Genomic DNA, 15,523 nt, shown 5'->3' with positions numbered 1-15,523 from the left:
GCGTCAACGGGCTGCGCGGTTCACTGGTCCGCGTCTCGGTAGGGCTTGAGTTCGCGGTGGGCGAGCGAACGACGGTGTACCTCGTCCGGCCCGTCGGCCAGGCGCAGCGTGCGGGCGTGCGTCCACAGCGAGGCGAGGACGAAGTCCTGGGACAGGCCGCCGGCGCCGTGCGCCTGGATGGCCTTGTCCAGGATCCACTCCACGGTGCTCGGCGTGGCGATCTTGATCGACTGGATCTCGCGGTGCGCGCCGCGGTTGCCCACGGTGTCCATCAGCCACGCGGTCTTCAGGACCAGTAGCCGCAACTGCTCGATGCGCACCCGGGATTCGGCGATCCATTCCTGGATCACGCCCTGCTCGGCCAGCGGTCCGCCGAACGCCTCGCGCGCCAGCACCCGGCGGCACATCAGCTCCAGGCCGCGCTCGGCCATCCCGATCAGCCGCATGCAGTGGTGGATCCGCCCGGGGCCGAGCCGGGCCTGGGCGATCGCGAAGCCGTCGCCGGCGTTGCCGACGAGGTTGGTCGCGGGCACCCGTACGTCCTCGAAGACCACCTCGGCGTGTCCGCCGTGCGGGCCGTCGGTGTAGCCGAAGACGTGCATCCCGCGCCGGATGTCCACCCCCGGGGTGTCGCGCGGCACCAGGATCATGCTCTGCCGGCGGTGGCGCGGCGCGTCGGGGTCGGTACGGCCCATCACCACCAGGATCTCGCAGGTGGGCGCCATCGCCCCGGAGGACCACCACTTGCGGCCGTTGATCACGTAGTCGTCGCCGTCGCGCACGATGCTCGTGGTGATGTTGGTGGCGTCGGAGGAGGCGACGTCGGGCTCGGTCATGCAGAACGCCGAGCGGATGGTGCCGTCGAGCAGCGGCCTCAGCCAGCGCTCCCGCTGCTCCGGGGTGCCGAAGTCGTGCAGCAGCTCCATGTTGCCGGTGTCCGGCGCGGCGCAGTTCAGCGCCTCCGGGGCCAGGTGCGGACTGCGCCCGGCGATCTCGGCCAGCGGCGCGTATTGCAGGTTGGTCAGCCCCGCGCCCTCGGCGCCCGGCAGGAACAGGTTCCACAGGCCGCGTCGGCGCGCCTCGGCCTTCAGCTCCTCCAGCACCGGCGGGCGGCCCCACGGGTCGGCGCCCGGAGCGGCCACCTGTTCGTCGAACACGGCCTCGGCGGGGTGGACGTGTTCGGTCATGAACGCGAGCAGCCGCTCACGCAGTTCCTCGGTCCGGGCGTCGTAGCCGAAGTCCACCGGCGCGTACCTCTTCCTGGGTCGTTCCCGAGTCGACGGCGTCGACGGCGCCGAGTCCGTAGGGTTCGCGGGACGTGCACGACGCGGTCCCGGGATGTGCGCGCGCCGCGCACGGAACGCGACGTGTCCGATTAACGGTACCGACCGGTCGGTATCTTGGCTAGACTGACGCCCGTAAGCTCCCGCGAAAGGTTGAACATCATGGCGGCAAGAGGTCGCGGAAACGCGGCGCCGGTCGAGTCCGACGCCGACGGGGCGTCGCTGCCGCAGCGGTTGGTGCGGATCGCCTCCCGGATGTTCGCCGAGCGTGGCTTCGAAAGCACCTCGGTCCAGGAGATCGTGGCCGCGGCGGGGGTCACCAAGGGTGCGATGTACCACTACTACGCGTCCAAGGACGATCTCCTCGTCGAGATCTACCACCGGATGCTGGCGATGCAGACCAAACGCCTGAACACCATCGCCGACGGGCCCGAGCCGGTGCTCGACCGGCTGCGCGAGGCCGCCGCCGACGTGGTGGTCACCACCCTCGGCAACATCGACGACGCGGTGGTCTACTTCCGCTCGATGCACCTGCTCGCGCCCGACAGGAGCGCCGAGATCCGGGCCGAACGTCGGCGCTACCACGAGCGGTTCCGCGCGCTGATCGAACAGGGCCAGCGCGAGGGCCTGCTGCGCCGGGACGTATCGGCCGACATCGCCACGCACAACTTCTTCGGCGGCGTGCATCACCTGAACAGCTGGTACCAGTTCGACGGGCCGATGTCGCCCCGCGAGGTCGGCGACGCGTTCGCCGACCTGCTGCTGCACGGGCTGGCGCCGACGGCGGCGCGCTGAAAATCCCGTGGCATCGGCGTCGGGATCTCGCCCACAATCGACCATGCTCACCGATCATTGGCCGGTATTCGGCATCCGCGTGAACACGCCCAGGCTGGAACTGCGCCCGGCGACCCAGGACGACCTGGTGGCGCTGGTGGAATTGGCCGAACAGGGTGTGCACGCTCCCGACTACATGCCGTTCAGCCTGCCGTGGACGCGCGAGCCGCAACCGGCGAAGGCCCGGAACGCGCTGCGGTTCTACTGGGGTACCTGGGCCCACTGGCAACCGGACGACTGGCGCCTGCTGCTCGCCGTCGTGCACGAGGGCCGGGTGATCGGGACGCAGGAGGGCGTCGCCAAGGACTTCGCCCACCGGCGCGAGATCGGCTCGGGCTCGTGGCTTGGCCTGGCCCACCAGGGGCAGGGCTTCGGCACCGAGATGCGCGCGGGGTTGTTGGAACTGGCCTTCACCGGCCTGGACGCACGTTGGGCGGTCTCGGCCGCGCTGTTCGACAACGCCCCGTCGCTGGGGGTCTCGCGCCGCCTGGGCTACGTCGACGACGGCGTCGACGTCCTGGCGCACGAGGGTGAGCCCCGCTCCTTCCTCCGCCTGCGGCTGACCCGTGAGGCGTGGGCGGCGCATCGCACCATCCCGGTCGAGGTCACGGGCCTGGACGCCTGCCGGGACATGTTCGGCGTGTAGCGCGGCGGCGCCGGCCGGTGCGACGCTCGTCGGATCGTTGCTCAGGCGGGGTCGAAGATCAGTCGTTTGCTCAGCGTGGAGCGTACGGGTGAGCGTTCGACCCGCTCCATGACCGCTTCCCGATGGGTCTCCAGGGCCGGGTCCAGCACGAGTTCGTATCGGAAGCGGGTTTGTGCCTCGCCGCGTTCCAGGTGCACGCGCACGTCCACGTCGGCGTCGCCGATGCCCAGGTCCGCCAGGGCCATGCGCGCGGAGATGGCCATGCACGTGGCCAGTGCCGCCTCCAGCAGTTCGTGCGGCCGCATGCCGGCCGAGCCGCCGACGCCGGCCTTGAGGGTGTCGGCCAGGCCCTCGTTGTCGTCGGTCCGGAACCTGACCTGCCAGGGAGTCGGCAGTGCCGTCGCCTCGATCATGTGCCTCCACCTCTCCGTCCGTGACGATCGGGACAGGAGGGTAACGAGAAGCCCACATATCGAGAACGGGATTCCGAATACCGGACGCCTCGTCGGCGGCCGGGCAGCGCGTCGCCGCGCGGCGAGGGCCGATCGCCGGCGCGGCGGATTCGACAGCCGAGCGTCGACGGGCCCACCCCGTCGACGGCCGGCTGTCGGGGCCCGCTCAGCCCCGTCCGAGTGCCGCCAACTGCTCGGCGAATGGCACGACCTCGTCGACCGTGTCGGTCGCGGACGACGGCCGGGTCACCGGGTGTGGCGGCGACCCGGCCACCAAGTCGGCCAGTTCGCCGCCTGCGCGGGCGATCCGCGTGCCCACTCCCTCGACGCCTTCCCCGGCCGCCGCGCCCCATTCGTCGGTGGCCACGTACACCGAGGTCGGTACGACCGTGGCCCGCAGGTAGGCGAACAGCGGCCGCAGCGCGTGCTCCAGGGCGAGCGAGTGCCGCGCCGTGCCGCCGGTCGCCGCGATCAGCACCGGCTTCCCGATCAGCGCGGTGTTGTCCAGGACGTCGAAGAACGACTTGAACAACCCGCTGTAGGACGCGCTGAAGATCGGCGAGACCACGATCAGCGCGTCGGCCGAGACGACCGTGTCGATCGCGGCCCGCAACCCGGGCGGCGGGAAGCCGGTGACCAGGTTGTGCGCGATGTCCACGGCGAGGTCGCGCAGTTCGATCGTGTGCGCCTCGACCGCGACCTCCCGCTCGTCCAGGCTCCGGCGGGTCGCCTCGGCGAGCCGGTCGCCGAGCAGCCGGGTGGACGACGGCTTGCCGAGTCCGGCCGAGACGACCACGAGCTTCAGCGGTGCTGCCATGACTGTTACCTTCTCCCTTTCCGTGCCGCCGAGTTCGGTGGGCGTCAGGACGTCTGCGGTACGGCGTCGGCCGGCACCGCCGCCGCGTCGCGCCGGGCGACCAGCGCCGCGTGGGTGGGCCCGTCCGGCACCTCGGCCGGCCGCCGGGCGGCGAACTCCGCGCGCAGCACCGGCAGTACCTCCTCGCCGAACAGATCGAGCTGTTCGAGCACGGTCTTCAGCGGCAGGCCCGCGTGGTCCATCAGGAACAGCTGGCGCTGGTAGTCGCCGAACGAGTCGCGGAAGGTCAGCGTCTTGTCGATGACCTCCTGCGGGCTGCCCACGGTCAGCGGCGTCTGGTCGGTGAACTCCTCCAACGACGGACCGTGCCCGTAGACCGGCGCGTTGTCGAAGTAGGGACGGAACTCGCGCACCGCCTCCTGCGAGTTGCGCCGCATGAAGATCTGTCCGCCGACGCCGACGATGGCCTGCTCGCGCGTACCGTGCCCGTAGTGCTCGAAGCGGTCCCGGTAGAGGTTGATCAGGCGCACGAAGTGGTCGCGCGGCCAGAAGATGTTGTTGGCGAAGAACCCGTCGCCGTAGTAGGCCGCCTGCTCGGCGATCTCCGGGCTGCGGATCGACCCGTGCCAGACGAACGGCGGTACGCCGTCCAGCGGGCGCGGCGTCGACGTGAAGCTCTGCAACGGGGTACGGAAGCGGCCCTCCCAGTCCACCACTTCCTTGCGCCAGAGCTCGTGGAGCAGCGCGTAGTTCTCGATCGCCAGCGGTATGCCCTGGCGGATGTCCTGGCCGAACCACGGGTACACCGGCCCGGTGTTGCCGCGGCCCATCATCAGGTCCACCCGGCCGTCGGCCAGGTGCTGGAGCATCGCGTAGTCCTCGGCGATCTTCACCGGGTCGTTGGTCGTGATCAGCGTGGTCGAGGTGGAGAGGATGATCCGCTCGGTCCGCGCGGCGATGTAGCCGAGCATCGTTGTCGGCGAGGACGGCACGAACGGCGGATTGTGGTGCTCACCGGTGGCGAACACGTCCATGCCGATCTCCTCGGCCTTCAGCGCGATGGCCACCATCGCCTTGATCCGCTCGTGCTCGGTCGGCTCCCGACCGGTCGTGGGGTCGACGGTGACGTCACCGACGGTGAAGATCCCGAACTGCACGATGACCACTCTCTCAGTAGTTGAACTCTCAATCACCCCGTCCAAGCAGAATCCCACGCCCACTATTCCCAACGACACCCGCACCCCCGAGCCGGCCCCACCCGCCGGGCCCGACGGGGACGGCGGGAGCCGCCGAGCGGCGCCGGGCGTCGTGGGTGGCGGTGGGGGTGACGGAGCCGGATCCGGCCGGCCGGGCGGGCGGGTGGCGCGGGGGATAGTTTGTGCCGCATGGATGAGATCGCCGGGGTGGAGGTCATCGCTTTCGCGGACGGCGCGGCGTTCGAAAGCTGGCTGGCCGAGCACCACACCCGCCACGAGGGTGTGTGGATCAAGGTGGCCAGGAAGAAGTCCGGCATTCCGACGGTGACCGACGACGAATTGGTCGACATCGGACTGTGCTACGGCTGGGTCTCCGGGCAGCGGCGGTCGTTCGACGAGCGGCACTACCTGCAGAAGTACGTGCCGCGTCGGCCCAGGAGCCTGTGGTCGCAGGTGAACGTCGACAAGGTGGCGACGCTGACGGCCGCGGGACGGATGCGCGAACCCGGACTGGCCGAGGTGCGCAGGGCGCAGGAGGACGGGCGATGGGCGGCGGCCTACGAGTCCCAGAAAACCGCGACGGTGCCGCCCGACCTCGCGGCGGTACTCGACGCGAACCCCGGGGCGAGGAAGGCATTCGAGGCACTCGACCGGACCGGGCGCTACCTGCTGATCCTGCCGCTGCTCCAAGCCCTCACCCCGGAGGCCAGGCGGCTCCGACTCGACAGGGCCCTGCGCACACTGCACAACGCCGACAGCCCGAAATAAGCGAGTAGCCACAATCCCTGCGACGAAGCAGGCCCGGGACCGACACGGAAGCAGGCCCGAGGCGGCACGGAACCGAAGCACCAACGAGACCGACCGACCCGGAGCAAAGCCCCCCAAGCCAGGCCGACCCCGGCAAGCCACGCCCGCACCCCGGGCACGGGTCACCGTCGCCGGCGCCGGCGCCGGCGCGCGGGGCACCCCGAGGGTCGGTCCGCGGACGTCCACCCGGACGCGAGAGGTGCATCCGCTCGCGCAGGATCCGCCGGACGGGCCCTAGTCGCGGAGGATTCGCAGGCTGACCTCGAGTTCCTTCTCCGTCACCCGGCCGGCCGCCGCCGCGTCGCCCGCTCGGATTGCGGCGACCATGGCCGCGTGGGCGTCGGCTCCCGGGTCGGCCGCAGTGGCTCGTAGGTCCTTTGCGTCCATTGCCGCCAACAGGTCCAGCAGGCCGGGGCGCATCGTGACCTGGAACACCGCGAACAGGTCCGTCAGCACCTCGTTGTGCGCCGCCGCCACGATCGCCGCGTGGAACGCGATGTCGGCGTCGATGTACGCCTCGTCGTCGCCGAGCGCCGCGGCCCGCGCGAGCAGCCTGGCCTCCAGTACCGCCAGGTCCTCGTCCGTACGCCGCTCCGCCGCCAACATCGCGGCCCGCACCTCGATCAGGTTGCGCACCTCGTACACCTCGACCGCCGACGCCCGCCGCAACCGCGCGGTCAGGTCCTCCGTCGGCTCGGTCGCGATCACGAAGACGCCGGACCCCTGCCGCGACTCGACCAGTCCGGCACCGGCCAGCGCGCGGATCGCCTCCCGCACCGTCGACCGCCCGATGCCGAGTTCCCGGCCGAGTGCCACCTCCCCGGGCAGCTTCGTCCCGATCGGCCAGCGCCCGGCGGCGATCTGGTCCCGAAGCCGTTCGGCCGCCTGGCCGACCAGCGGGTTGCGGCGCAGGGGGCCGAACGTCATCGTGTGTCGCCTTACGTCACGTCTGGTGCATCTCAGGTTGTCTGATGAATTCTAACCCGCGTCAACCCCGTGCCCGGTTCACCGCCGACAACGTCGCATGCACCGAGGCCGCCAGGATCGACGTGTCGATCCCCACTCCCCACCGGGTCACCCCGTCCACCCGGCACTCCACATACGCCGCCGCCTGCCGATCCCCGCCCGCGCCGATCGAGTGCTCGACGTAGTCCAGGATCTCGACCCGGATCCCGGCCGTACCCAGCGCGGCGGTCAGGGCCGACAGCGGCCCGTTGCCCTCCCCGACCACCGCACGCGACCCGAAGAGCGGCCCGACGAGCGTCCCGACGAACCGATGCCGCCCCGCCGCAGGCTCCTCCGCTCGCCACCGCGTGACCTCCACCGGCGTACGCCGCTCCAGGTACTCCCGCCCGAACAGCGCCCCCAACTCGGCCGCGCCGATCTCCTCGCCGCTGTCGTCCGTGGCCTCCTGGACCACGCGGGAAAACTCGATCTGGAGCCGACGCGGCAGGTCCAGGCCGTGTGCGCTCTGCATCAGGTAGGCGATGCCGCCCTTGCCGGACTGACTGTTGACCCGGATCACCGCCTCGTAGTCGCGCCCGAGGTCGGCGGGGTCGATCGGCAGATACGGCACGTTCCACGGCGCCCGGTCCTGCCCCACCCCCAGCCGCTCGGCCTCGCGCGCGTGGTGCGCGAAGCCCTTCCTGATCGCGTCCTGGTGCGTGCCGGAGAACGCGGTGTGGACCAGATCCCCGCCGTACGGATGCCGGGCGTGCACATCGATCCGGTTCGCGTACTCCACCGTGCGTCGGATCTCGTCGATGTCGGAGAAGTCGATCATCGGATCCACCCCCTGCGTGTACAGGTTCAGCGCGAGCGTGACCAGGTCCACGTTGCCGGTCCGCTCACCGTTGCCGAACAGGCAGCCCTCGATCCGCTGCGCCCCCGCGAGCAGTGCCGACTCGGCGCACGCGACGCCCGTCCCCCGGTCGTTGTGCGGATGCACGGACAGCACGACCGCGTCCCGGCGGGCCAGATGGCGGTGCATGTACTCGATCTGGTCCGCGTACACGTTCGGCGTGGCGATCTCGACCGTGGCCGGCAGGTTGTGGATCACCGGCCGGTCCGGGCTCGCGTCCCACAGTTCGGTGAGGCTGTCGCACACCTCCAGGACGTAGTCGGGCTCGGTCAGGTTGAACACCTCCGGCGAGAACTGGAACCGGATGTCCGCCCCGGGTCGCGCGTCGGCGCCGCGTGCCACGTCCTTCGCGCCGGCCAGGATCAGCGCGTGCAGCGCGGCCCGGTCGTGGCCGAGCACGACCTCGCGCCACGTCGGCGCGGTCGCGGTGTACATGTGTACGACGGCGTGCGGCAGGCCCTCGATCGATTGGTGCGTACGTTCGATCAGGTCGGTCCGCGCGGCGGTGAAGACCACGACGGTGACGTCGTCCGGTACCGCGTCGTTCTCCGCCAGATGCCGGACGAAGTCGAAGTCGGCCCGGCTCGCCGAGGGATAACCGACCTCGATCTCCTTGTAGCCCATCGCCACCAGCAGGTCGAACATCCGCCGCTTGCGTACGGGGTCCATCGGTTCGGCCAGCGCCTGGTTGCCGTCGCGCAGGTCCACCGGGACCCACAGCGGCGCCTGCTCGATGCGATTGTCCGGCCAACTCCGCCGGGCCGGGTCGGCATCGACGCGGACCCGCTCGTGCGCCGGGCGGTAGCGGTGGTGCGGCATCGTGCCGGGGCGTTGCCGGTTCCAGTGCGGGCGGCCCTCGGGGATCGGGCCGGCGGGCGTGCGCAGGGTGGGGAAGGTGTGCCCGGCCGCACGGTCACGGTCGGTGATGGTGTGTTCGGTCATGGTGCGGGATCGTCCTCGCTCCTCGGAGGGGTCGACCGGCGACACCGAACCCCGCGGCGGGGTGCCGGTCGGATCAGACCCCGCCGCGGCGGCCGAGAAGAAGGACAACGCGCGGCTTCATGTCCGGGACGGTAGCACAACTTGTCTGACAACCTGATGTCTCGGTGTGTGTCAGGGTCCGAAACAAGCCGTGCCCCACAACGCGAAGGAGGCGCCGACCCGGTTGTCCCGGGGGCGCCTCCTCGTACCGACCGCGTGGTGTCGGGACGTGCGGAACCGTGTCGTGTTGGTTCAGAGATTGCTCAGCTTCGCGTAGGGACGGCAGATGCGTTCCTGGCGCGATCCGAAGTCGACAGTGACCGCGATGTCCTCTTCGACACCGACGATCCGACCGAGTCCGTACTGATCGTGCGTCACTCGAGCACCGAGTTCGAAATCCTCGATGATGGGAGCGACCGGGACATTGAAGGGACTGGTGGGCAGAATGCGCCGGGTCACGGCTGAGGTCGTCATCTCCCTCAGTATGCGCCTGTCGGGTGACGCGTGGGGCGTTCCGGGGCGGTATAGGCGAAGCCGTAACCGGAAAGTGTCCCCACGATATGGCGGCTCGAATCCCCTATGCGCCCGCCGAACGGGACCGAAATACCGCATCGACACCGCTCCCGCAGGTCACGCGGTACCCGCCCGCCGGCGCCCGGGGGGCGCGGTTTGCGCACAACGCCCGATAGCCCCCGATTGGGCCGAGTGGGGGAAGCCCGAACGCATCGCCGAGGCGGGACGCGGGGTATCGGGGGCGGCCTGCGGGGCGCCGGGTCTTCCGGTGCCCCGGCGATAGGGTCGCCCACATGAGCGACAGCACTGCCCCGGTGGACATCGAGCTGGTCAGGCCGCCCGAGATCCTGCTCGCGCACGACGAGGTCCGGGTCTTCCACGGCGGGATCCTGCGCACGCCGGCCGGCCTGTACACGACCATCGGCATGGAGACCACGGCCCGCCCGAGCGGCCCGCGGCCGCCCGCGCCGCAGGTGTTCGGACAGTACGGGGTGTCGGTGACCCGGTCCGGCGATCGGTTCGCCCACTCGGCGCTGGCCACGACCCTGTCCGCCGGGCCGATCCGGTTCACCTCGTGCCTGTTCGGCCATGTCCCGGACGGCGACCTCGTGTTGGACGTGGTGTTGCCGACCATCCCGCGCCGGCTGGTGCTGCGCTTCGACTCGGAACGCCACGACGGCACCGGGCTCACCCTCCGCACGCCGCCCGCGATCGTGCACACCGACGCGGGCGTGACGCTGTGGCACGCGGGTGTGTTGGCCACGGAGACCGGCCTGCTCACCCACGTCGAGGCGACCTCCTCCGACGACCGCGCGCTCGGCGGCGCCAAGTGGGACGTCGAGCACAACCCGCTCGCGGTGACCTGGGCCGACCCGACCCCGGCCCGCGAAGCACACCAGCGCGGGCGGGACTTCGTCAGCGCCGACACCTGGATCGCCGCCCCCGCCGCGCACGGCAGCCTGCACTGCGCACCGCTGGGCGTGACGCGGGACCTGTAGCGGCGAGGGCGATCGCGGCCCCGAAGTCGGCGGCGCGGGGCGGCGGTTGCCGGCAGGCCGGGCCGGCCGCCGACCCGATCCGGCGACGCGCGGGTCGCCCCCGAGGTGGCGGTCACGATCCGGCCGCCGTCGTACGCCGAGTTCGGCCCGCACCACGAAGGCCCGGCCGTAGCGCACCGCGACCAGCGCCCCATCGGCGGGCGACCGCTCCGCGACGGCGCGACCGATGCCCCGGCGCGCCCCGGTGACGAGTGCCGCCGACTTTGCCACTCCTTGGCTTTACAGCTGTATGTCGAAGACTTAGATTTACAGATGTAAGGAAACAGGCGTTAATCCATGGGGGCAGCTCGTGACCGGCACCGCATCGACCCGAACCACCGCATCACCGACACCGACCGACGTTCCCGATCCCGCCGGGTACCCCCGGCGGTGGGCCGCGCTGCTCGTGTTGTGCTCGACCCTCGTCGCGGTGACGCTGGACAACTCGGTGCTCAACACCGCGCTGCCGTCCCTGGCCAAGGGCCTCGACGCGTCGACCGCCGACCTCCAGTGGATCACCGACGCCTACACCCTCGTCTTCGCCGCCCTGCTGCTCCTCGCCGGCAGCCTCGGCGCCCGGTTCGGCGCCCGCCGCGCCCTTCTCGGCGGCCTGGTCCTGTTCGGCGGCGGCTCGGCCGTCGCCGCGGTGTCCACGACCGCCGGCGAACTGATCGCCTGGCGCGCGGTGATGGGTCTGGGCGCGGCCTTCGTGATGCCCGCGACGCTCGCGATCATCATCCGGATGTTCCCGGCCGCCGAGCGCGCCAAGGCGTTCGCCGTCTGGTCGGCCTCGGCCGGGGTGGGGGTGTTGATCGGCCCGGTCACCGGCGGCGCGCTGCTGACGCACTTCTCCTGGTCGAGCGCGTTCTGGATCAACGTCCCGCTCGTGCTCGCCGCGCTCGTCGGCATCCTGCGGATCGTCCCGACCATCCCGCGCCAGGGCACCGCTCGACTCGACCTGCCCGCCGCCGTGTTGTCCGTGATCGGCCTCGGCATCCTGGTCGACGCGATCATCGAGGCGCCCGAGCGCGGCTGGACCGACACCGTCACCCTCGTCGAACCGGTCGTCTTCGTCGTGGTCGCCGCGGCGTTCGTGGTCCGGGAACTGCGTCGGGACGAACCCATGGTGCAGGTGCGCCTGTTCGCCAACCGCGGCTTCGTCCTCGCCGCCGGCACGCTGGCGATCACCTTCTTCGCCCTGTTCGGCACGCTGTTCGTGCTCTCCCAGTACTTCCAACTCGTCCACGGCTACAGCACGCTGAAGGCCGGGCTCGGCGCGATGCCGTTCGCGGCGGCGATGGCGGCGATGTCCGGGCTCTCGCCGATCGTCACCGCCCGACTGGGCATTCGGGGCACCCTCACCACCGGACTCGGCGCGATCGCGCTCGGCCTGGGCGTGATGGGCCTGACCACCACCACCGACACCCCGTTCGTCGCCCTCGCCGGCGAGATGATGCTGGTGGGCGCCGGGATGGGGATGATGATGGCACCCGCGAGCATGGAGATCACCGCGTCGGTACCGGTGCGCTTCTCCGCCATGGCCGGCGCGCTGAACAGCGTGGTCCGCGAACTCGGCGGCGTGCTGGGCATCGCGGTGGTCGGCACGCTGGTCTCCTCCCACTACCGGAGCGAGATGGGCGACCAACACCTCACCGGCCCCACCGCCGTCGCCGGGCACGACCTGCCCAGCGCCCACGTCGTGGCCGAGCACCTGTCCCCGGACGCGGCCGGCCGGCTCACCTCGGCCGCCGACCACGCCTTCACCACCGCGATGAACAACGGCGCGCTCGTCGCCGCCGCGGTCGCCGCGCTCGGCGTCCTGCTGGTCGGCTTCGGCCTCCCCCGCCGGGCCGCACCCGCCACCGTCCCCACCGGCAAGCCCGCCGAGCCGGTCGACACCCAGGCGGTACGAACCGTGCGCTGAAGCCCCGACCCGCCACCCGGCCACCGGCTCCCGCCGGCCGCCGGGTGGCGGGCGTCGTGCCGTGCACCGTCCACACCCCCGAGAAGGCCCCATGCCGAACAACGCCGTTCCCACGCCTCGTACGCTGAGCGCCATGGACGACGACCACGGGCCGAATCGCCGCCGCAATCGCCGCGGCCAAGGGGCGCTGCTCCGCGACGACATCCTCGCCGCGGCGACCGACCTGATCGAGCGCGACGGCCACTCCGGCGATGTGACGCTGCGTCGGATCGCCCGGGAGGCCGCGATCACCGCACCGTCGATCTACGCGCACTTCACCGATCTGGACGACATCCTCGACACGGTCCTCAACGGCTACTTCGACGATCTGCGCGCCGCCATTCTGGCCGCCTCGGAGGCCGAGGACACGGAGGACCGCTCGCTGCTCGCGGGCTGCCGCGCCTACGCCCGGTTCGCGATGGAGCGCCCGGGCCGCTATCGGGCGCTGTTCCACCGGATGCGCCCGGCGTCGGAGGCGTCCGAGGCGTCGAACGCACCGGAGGCACCGGAGGCACCGGAGGCACCGGACGAGCCGGACACGTCGAACGGGCCGGACACGCCCCGGGCGCCGGCCGCATCCCCGTCGCCGGCCAAGCTGCCCAGCCGCATGGACGTCTTCCAGACCCTCATCGACGCGATCGCGCGGACCCAGGCGGCCGGCCGGGCGGCCGGCACCGACCCGTTCCAGGACGCGCTGGCGGTCTGGGCCGCGATGCACGGCGCGGTGCTGCTGCGGATGACCGCGCCGGTCTTCGAGTGGCCGGAGCTGGACGCGTTCATCGACACCCTGGTCATCCGAACGGCGCAGGTGACCCAGGTGAGCTGAACCGGTCCGTCGCGGTCCGATTCGACCGCGGTTGTGGCCGTTACCGCAACCGGGCGTGCCATCGCGGGCCTCGGCATGGAAGGGTGTGCTCACGGATCGCATCCAGTTCGAGAGCAGGAACGCACCATGGCTGACGAGACACCCGCGAACGAGACACCCGAGGAGACGGCCCCCGAGGCCACCGAGGCCGCCGAGCCCGAGAGCGCCGAAGACGAGACCAAGCGCAAGTTCCGCGAGGCACTGGCCCGCAAGCGCGGCACCAAGACCGACGGCGCCGGTGAAAACCCCGGTGGCGACGGTTCGAAGATCCACGGTGCGCACGGGCCCGCGGCACAACAGCGCTCGTTCCGGCGCAAGAGCGGCTGAATCGCCCCACCCCCGAACCGTGTCGGGCACGGGCTCGACACACGGGTCGACACATCGGTCGACTCGTCGAGGGGCTGCCTTCGCCGGGTTACCGGGGAGTAGGATCGCCGGGATCGCGAGATTTCACGGCACGCCTACTGCCCGCCCGGCGAAGGGTTCCCTCGTGTTCGACTACGACGTCCTGGTCATCGGCTCCGGATTCGGCGGCTCGGTCGCGGCGCTGCGGCTGACCGAGAAGGGCTACCGGGTCGGCGTACTCGAAGCCGGCCGACGGTTCGCCGACGCGGACTTCCCCAAGACGTCGTGGCAGGCTCGCGACTTCCTGTGGGCGCCGGCGATCGGGCTGACCGGCATCCAGCGCATCCATGTGCTCAAGGACGTGGTGGTGTTGGCCGGGGCGGGTGTGGGCGGCGGCTCGCTGAACTACGCGAACACCCTGTACCAACCGCCGCGACCGTTCTTCGACGATCCGCAGTGGGGCCACATCACCGACTGGCGCGCCGAACTCGCGCCGTTCTACGCCCAGGCCGAACGTATGCTCGGCGTGGTGCGCAACCCGCACACGACGCCCGTCGACGAGCACATGAAGGCCGTCGCCGAGGACATGGGCGTGGGCGACTCGTTCCGTCTCGCGCCCGTCGGCGTGCTGTTCCCCGAGGAGGGGCAGCGGCCCGGCGAGGAGGTGCCGGACCCCTACTTCGGCGGCGCGGGCCCGACCCGGACCACGTGCACCGAGTGCGGCTCGTGCATGACGGGATGCCGGGTGGGGGCGAAGAACACGCTGCTCAAGAACTACCTCCACCTGGCCGAGCGAGCGGGCGCGGAGGTACACGCGGAGCGCACCGTGCGCCGGGTGCGCCCGCTGGCGGCCGGTCCGGGCGGGGCGTCCGGCGGCTACGCGGTGGAGACGATTCGCAGCGGACCGCCGACGACCGCCCGGGCGCCGCGCACGTGGACCGCCGAACAGGTCGTGTTCGCCGCCGGCACGCTCGGCACCCAGCGGTTGCTGCACCGGATGGCGGCGGACGGTACGCTCCCGCGCCTGTCCCGTACGCTCGGCCGGTTGACCCGAACCAACTCCGAGGCCCTGGTGGGTGCGGTCGCCCCGAAGACCGGGGTGATCGACGCGACGCGCGGGGTGGCCATCACGTCCTCGTGGCATCCGGACGCGGACACCCACATCGAACCGGTCCGCTATGGCAAGGGCTCGAACGCGATGGGCCTGCTGCAGACGTTCCTGACCGACGGAGACCGGCCCCGGGTACGGCAGTTGCTCGGCACGGTGGTGCGCGACCCGGCCAAGCTGAGGTTCCTGAGCGTGCGCGACTGGTCCGAACGCGTGGTGATCGCCCTGGTCATGCAGTCCCGCGACAACTCGCTGACGGTGTACCGGAAGCGGGGCCTGTTCGGTCGAATCCGGATCACCACGCGCCAGGGCCACGGCGAGCCCAACCCGACCTGGATCCCGGCCGGCCACGAGGCGGTCCGCCGCATCGCGACCCGCCTCGGCGGCGTGGCCGGCGGCTCGTGGGGCGACCTGGCCAACGTCCCGATGACCGCGCACATCCTGGGTGGTTGCGTCATCGGCGATTCGCCGGCCACGGGGGTGGTGGACCCGTACCAACGCATATACGGCCACCCGGGCCTGCACGTCCTCGACGGCTCCGCGGTCAGCGCCAACCTGGGTGTGAACCCGTCGCTGACCATCACCGCCCAGGCCGAACGCGCGACGGCCATGTGGCCGAACCGCGGCGAGCCCGACAAGCGCCCGGAGTTGGGCGAGCCCTATCGCCAAGTCCCGTACACCGCACCGGTGTCCCCGACGGTCCCGGCGGACGCCCCGGCGGCCCTGCGGCTGCCGATCGTGGAGATCCGCTCGGGCCCACGCCCGACGAAGGGCTGACGGCGGGTCGGGCCGCGCGGGGGCGGCGGGCGCGGGCG

Annotated in this window: 15 protein-coding genes and 1 pseudogene; 8 read left to right on the top strand and 8 right to left on the bottom strand. The window is 71.4% G+C overall.

Annotated elements, in window-relative coordinates; genetic code table 11:
* Positions 1–20 precede the first annotated feature (20 nt).
* Positions 21–1,244, bottom strand: coding sequence for an acyl-CoA dehydrogenase family protein (locus EMA17_RS05710; RefSeq protein WP_126635803.1), 1,224 nt, complete (start codon positions 1,242–1,244; stop codon positions 21–23).
* Between the two features lie 201 nt (positions 1,245–1,445).
* Between EMA17_RS05710 and EMA17_RS05705 the strand changes: the two genes are divergently transcribed.
* Positions 1,446–2,078, top strand: coding sequence for a TetR/AcrR family transcriptional regulator (locus EMA17_RS05705; protein WP_126635802.1), 633 nt, complete (start codon positions 1,446–1,448; stop codon positions 2,076–2,078).
* A 43-nt stretch (positions 2,079–2,121) separates the two neighbouring features.
* Positions 2,122–2,763 carry a GNAT family N-acetyltransferase gene (locus tag EMA17_RS05700; RefSeq protein ID WP_126635801.1) on the top strand — a complete coding sequence of 214 codons (642 nt, stop codon included), beginning with the start codon at positions 2,122–2,124 and terminating at the stop codon, positions 2,761–2,763.
* A gap of 41 nt (positions 2,764–2,804) precedes the next feature.
* Here EMA17_RS05700 and EMA17_RS05695 read toward each other — a convergent pair whose 3' ends face one another.
* From EMA17_RS05695 to EMA17_RS05685, 3 genes are all read right to left on the bottom strand, one after another.
* Positions 2,805–3,176, bottom strand: coding sequence for an OsmC family protein (locus EMA17_RS05695; protein WP_126635800.1), 372 nt, complete (start codon positions 3,174–3,176; stop codon positions 2,805–2,807).
* A gap of 205 nt (positions 3,177–3,381) precedes the next feature.
* Positions 3,382–4,032, bottom strand: a complete 651-nt coding sequence (locus EMA17_RS05690; RefSeq protein ID WP_126635799.1) for an FMN reductase — start codon at positions 4,030–4,032, stop codon at positions 3,382–3,384.
* 44 nt (positions 4,033–4,076) lie between these two features.
* The gene (locus EMA17_RS05685; protein WP_126635798.1) at positions 4,077–5,189 is read right to left on the bottom strand and encodes an LLM class flavin-dependent oxidoreductase; all 1,113 of its coding nucleotides are present in this window, start codon (positions 5,187–5,189) and stop codon (positions 4,077–4,079) included.
* A gap of 228 nt (positions 5,190–5,417) precedes the next feature.
* On the opposite strand from EMA17_RS05685, the gene EMA17_RS05680 reads away from it, so the two are divergent.
* Positions 5,418–5,996 (top strand): YdeI/OmpD-associated family protein, encoded by a 579-nt coding sequence (locus EMA17_RS05680; RefSeq protein WP_126635797.1) that lies wholly within the window; start codon positions 5,418–5,420, stop codon positions 5,994–5,996.
* 273 nt (positions 5,997–6,269) lie between these two features.
* On the opposite strand, the gene EMA17_RS05675 is transcribed toward EMA17_RS05680, so the two are convergent.
* From EMA17_RS05675 to EMA17_RS05665, 3 genes are all read right to left on the bottom strand, one after another.
* Entirely contained in the window at positions 6,270–6,962 is a 693-nt protein-coding gene (locus EMA17_RS05675) for a FadR/GntR family transcriptional regulator (protein WP_126635796.1), read from the bottom strand.
* A gap of 61 nt (positions 6,963–7,023) precedes the next feature.
* The gene (leuA, locus tag EMA17_RS05670) at positions 7,024–8,838 is read right to left on the bottom strand and encodes a 2-isopropylmalate synthase (protein ID WP_126635795.1); all 1,815 of its coding nucleotides are present in this window, start codon (positions 8,836–8,838) and stop codon (positions 7,024–7,026) included.
* A gap of 291 nt (positions 8,839–9,129) precedes the next feature.
* Positions 9,130–9,351: a hypothetical protein gene (locus tag EMA17_RS05665; RefSeq protein WP_026218929.1), complete on the bottom strand. Its 222-nt coding sequence runs from the start codon at positions 9,349–9,351 to the stop codon at positions 9,130–9,132.
* Positions 9,352–9,683: 332 nt separating this feature from the next.
* Here EMA17_RS05665 and EMA17_RS05660 point away from each other — a divergent pair, with 332 nt between their 5' ends.
* Positions 9,684–10,388, top strand: a complete 705-nt coding sequence (locus EMA17_RS05660; RefSeq protein WP_126635794.1) for a hypothetical protein — start codon at positions 9,684–9,686, stop codon at positions 10,386–10,388.
* 132 nt (positions 10,389–10,520) lie between these two features.
* Here EMA17_RS05660 and EMA17_RS55225 read toward each other — a convergent pair.
* Positions 10,521–10,658: pseudogene (locus EMA17_RS55225) on the bottom strand (short-chain dehydrogenase); the annotation flags it as partial.
* 79 nt (positions 10,659–10,737) lie between these two features.
* Between EMA17_RS55225 and EMA17_RS05650 the strand changes: the two are divergent.
* From EMA17_RS05650 to EMA17_RS05635, 4 genes are all read left to right on the top strand, one after another.
* Positions 10,738–12,351 (top strand): MFS transporter, encoded by a 1,614-nt coding sequence (locus tag EMA17_RS05650; RefSeq protein ID WP_126635793.1) that lies wholly within the window; start codon positions 10,738–10,740, stop codon positions 12,349–12,351.
* 133 nt (positions 12,352–12,484) lie between these two features.
* A complete protein-coding gene (locus EMA17_RS05645) occupies positions 12,485–13,216 on the top strand; it encodes a TetR/AcrR family transcriptional regulator (RefSeq protein ID WP_160161324.1) in 732 nt (243 codons plus the stop codon).
* Between the two features lie 126 nt (positions 13,217–13,342).
* Entirely contained in the window at positions 13,343–13,582 is a 240-nt protein-coding gene (locus EMA17_RS05640; RefSeq protein WP_126635791.1) for a DUF5302 domain-containing protein, read from the top strand.
* Positions 13,583–13,745: 163 nt separating this feature from the next.
* Positions 13,746–15,485: a GMC oxidoreductase gene (locus EMA17_RS05635; RefSeq protein ID WP_126635790.1), complete on the top strand. Its 1,740-nt coding sequence runs from the start codon at positions 13,746–13,748 to the stop codon at positions 15,483–15,485.
* Positions 15,486–15,523: the final 38 nt, after the last annotated feature.

The sequence above is a fragment of the Embleya hyalina genome (genome assembly GCF_003967355.1).
GTDB classification, from domain to species: domain Bacteria; phylum Actinomycetota; class Actinomycetes; order Streptomycetales; family Streptomycetaceae; genus Embleya; species Embleya hyalina.
Note: the sequence above shows the minus strand (reverse complement) of the source record. Positions and strands in the feature narration are given on the sequence as shown.

Coding starts and splice junctions, on each gene's coding strand:
- EMA17_RS05700 (WP_126635801.1), top strand. CDS start 2,122: ATGCTCACCGATCATTGGCCGGTATTCGGCATCCGCGTGAACACGCCC.
- EMA17_RS05645 (WP_160161324.1), top strand. CDS start 12,485: ATGGACGACGACCACGGGCCGAATCGCCGCCGCAATCGCCGCGGCCAA.
- EMA17_RS05680 (WP_126635797.1), top strand. CDS start 5,418: ATGGATGAGATCGCCGGGGTGGAGGTCATCGCTTTCGCGGACGGCGCG.
- EMA17_RS05690 (WP_126635799.1), bottom strand. CDS start 4,032: ATGGCAGCACCGCTGAAGCTCGTGGTCGTCTCGGCCGGACTCGGCAAG.
- EMA17_RS05640 (WP_126635791.1), top strand. CDS start 13,343: ATGGCTGACGAGACACCCGCGAACGAGACACCCGAGGAGACGGCCCCC.
- EMA17_RS05695 (WP_126635800.1), bottom strand. CDS start 3,176: ATGATCGAGGCGACGGCACTGCCGACTCCCTGGCAGGTCAGGTTCCGG.
- EMA17_RS05675 (WP_126635796.1), bottom strand. CDS start 6,962: ATGACGTTCGGCCCCCTGCGCCGCAACCCGCTGGTCGGCCAGGCGGCC.
- EMA17_RS05705 (WP_126635802.1), top strand. CDS start 1,446: ATGGCGGCAAGAGGTCGCGGAAACGCGGCGCCGGTCGAGTCCGACGCC.
- EMA17_RS05660 (WP_126635794.1), top strand. CDS start 9,684: ATGAGCGACAGCACTGCCCCGGTGGACATCGAGCTGGTCAGGCCGCCC.
- EMA17_RS05665 (WP_026218929.1), bottom strand. CDS start 9,351: ATGACGACCTCAGCCGTGACCCGGCGCATTCTGCCCACCAGTCCCTTC.
- leuA (WP_126635795.1), bottom strand. CDS start 8,838: ATGACCGAACACACCATCACCGACCGTGACCGTGCGGCCGGGCACACC.